This is a genomic window from Agrobacterium sp. MCAB5 (assembly GCF_052114365.1).
Taxonomy (GTDB): Bacteria; Pseudomonadota; Alphaproteobacteria; order Rhizobiales; family Rhizobiaceae; genus Agrobacterium; species Agrobacterium tumefaciens.
Genome location: NZ_JBFREP010000175.1, coordinates 1 through 545, shown reverse-complemented (window position 1 = coordinate 545; position 545 = coordinate 1). Strand labels below are relative to the sequence as shown.

Genomic DNA, 545 nt, shown 5'->3' with positions numbered 1-545 from the left:
GTGCTATGCTCTATCCCTGCAATCACCTCCGACATGCTCGACTTGCCGCGCGAACTATTGTTAGGTGATGGTGCGTCAGAGCGAATGTGTCGGAGGGCCGCATGAGACTCAGAAACCAGATCCTTGCGCTGGCCATAGGGCCTCTAGTGCTTGCGATCATCATCATCACGGCACTCATAACATGGCAGTCAATGACGCTGGCGCGCACGAGTATCGACGCGTTTGAACGAAACATGCTTGCTGCTAAGGAGGCGGAACTCCTCAACCTCACCAATCTTGCCCTATCTGCTATCCGCTCCGTTTATGACAAGGCCGGGCCTGGTGACGACGCAGCAAAGGAAGAGGTCAAGCGCATTTTGATGGACCTTGACTACGGCACGGACGGCTATTTTTTCGTCTATGATTATGACGGGTTGAACGTCGTTCATCCGCGGCAAAATTTCCGTCCGGGTAATAATTGGCTGGATCTTTATGATCCTGACGGCAATCGGGTCATCTACGACCTAATCCTCAAGGCAAAAGAAGGCGGGGGGCTTGTTCAGTAC

Annotated in this window: 1 protein-coding gene; it reads left to right on the top strand. The window is 53.0% G+C overall.

All coding sequences use genetic code 11. The annotated features are described in order from the left end of the window. Positions 1-101: 101 nt before the first annotated feature. Positions 102-545: cache domain-containing protein (locus AB4Z23_RS28060; protein ID WP_441361253.1), on the top strand; the 444-nt coding region annotated here is incomplete at its 3' end.